The sequence below is a fragment of the Paraburkholderia sp. 22098 genome (assembly GCF_052045935.1).
In the GTDB taxonomy this organism is placed as follows: domain Bacteria; phylum Pseudomonadota; class Gammaproteobacteria; order Burkholderiales; family Burkholderiaceae; genus Paraburkholderia; species Paraburkholderia caledonica.
Genome location: NZ_JBQEPV010000035.1, coordinates 1 through 1,499, shown reverse-complemented (window position 1 = coordinate 1,499; position 1,499 = coordinate 1). Strand labels below are relative to the sequence as shown.

The window sequence follows — 1,499 nt, the reverse complement described above, 5'->3', positions numbered from 1 at the left end:
TCCAGATTGTCGAGCCGCTCGCCGGTGGCTTCGTCACGGCTGTCCGCGATGAAACGGTATGCCTGCAGCAGACCCGCCGGGCCCACGAACTTGTCCGGATTCCACCAGAAGCTCGGGCACGACGTCGAGCAGCTCGCGCACAGAATGCATTCGTAGAGCCCGTCGAGCTCGTCGCGCTCTTCCGGCGACTGCAGACGCTCCTTCTCCGGCGGCGGCGTGTCGTTGATCAGGTACGGCTTGATCGAGTGATACTGGTTGAAGAACTGCGTGAAGTCGCAGATCAGGTCGCGCACCACCGGCAGCCCCGGCAGCGGACGCAGCACGATCTTCTGCGGCAGGTCGTTCAGGTTCGTCAGGCACGCCAGACCGTTCTTGCCGTTGATGTTCATCGCGTCCGAACCGCACACGCCTTCGCGGCACGAACGGCGGAACGACAACGTCTCGTCCAGTGCCTTCAGCTTCACCAGCGCGTCGAGCAGCATGCGCTCGTGCGAGTCGATCTCGATCTCGTACGACTGCATGCGCGGCGCCGCGTCGCGGTCCGGATCGTAGCGGTAGATTTCAAATGTACGCTTGGCCATTTCTGAATTCCTTTGATCTGTGCCTTAGAAGGTCCGCGCCTTGGGCGGCACCGATTCGACCGTCAGCGGCTGCATGTGCACCGGCTTGTAGTCGAGGCGGTCGCCTTCGCTGAACCACAACGTATGGCGCAGCCAGTTTTCGTCGTCGCGATGCTCGAAGTCGTTCTGCGCATGCGCGCCGCGGCTTTCCTTGCGCGCCTCGGCCGACACCATCGTCGCGCGCGCCACCTCGATGAGGTTTGCCACTTCCAGCGCCTCGACACGCGCGGTGTTGAACACCTTCGACTTGTCCTTCAGGTGGATATTGTCCACGCGTGCGGCCACCTCGCGGATCGCCTCCACGCCTTCGGAGAGCAGCGCCGAGGTGCGGAACACGCCCGCGTGCTTCTGCATCGTGCCGCGGATGTCGTTGGCAACCGACTGCGCGTACTCGCCCGAGGACGAGCTCTCGAGCTTCGCCAGACGCGACAGCGCGAAGTCCGCCGCGTCGGCCGGCAGCGGCTTGTGGTTCTTTATTTCCTTCACGTGCTTCACGATGTGGTTGCCCGCCGCGCGGCCGAACACCACCAGATCGAGCAGCGAGTTCGTGCCCAGACGGTTCGCGCCGTGCACCGACACGCACGAGCATTCGCCCACCGCATAGAAACCGTTGACCGGCTCCTCGTGACCCTTCGCGGTGCCCACCACCTGACCGTGGATGTTCGTCGGAATGCCGCCCATCTGGTAGTGGATGGTCGGCACCACCGGGATCGGTTCCTTGATGCAGTCGACGTTGGCGAACTTCAGCGCGATCTCGCGGATCGACGGCAGACGCTTCATGATCGTCTCCGCGCCGATGTGCGACAGGTCCAGCAGCACGTGGTCCTTGTTCGGACCCACGCCGCGGCCTTCCTTGATCTCCTGGTCCATCGAGCGCGA

The 1,499-nt window shown here is 63.8% G+C and carries 2 protein-coding genes; both read right to left on the bottom strand.

Annotated features, from left to right (window positions below; all coding sequences use genetic code 11):
• Nucleotides 1-581, bottom strand: a 581-nt coding sequence (locus tag ACTJLB_RS32390) for a succinate dehydrogenase iron-sulfur subunit (RefSeq protein ID WP_440785659.1), incomplete at its 3' end; no start/stop codon positions are given.
• Between the two features lie 24 nt (nt 582-605).
• Nucleotides 606-1,499 (bottom strand): FAD-binding protein (locus ACTJLB_RS32385; protein WP_440785658.1); only part of this gene is annotated, 894 nt, incomplete at its 5' end.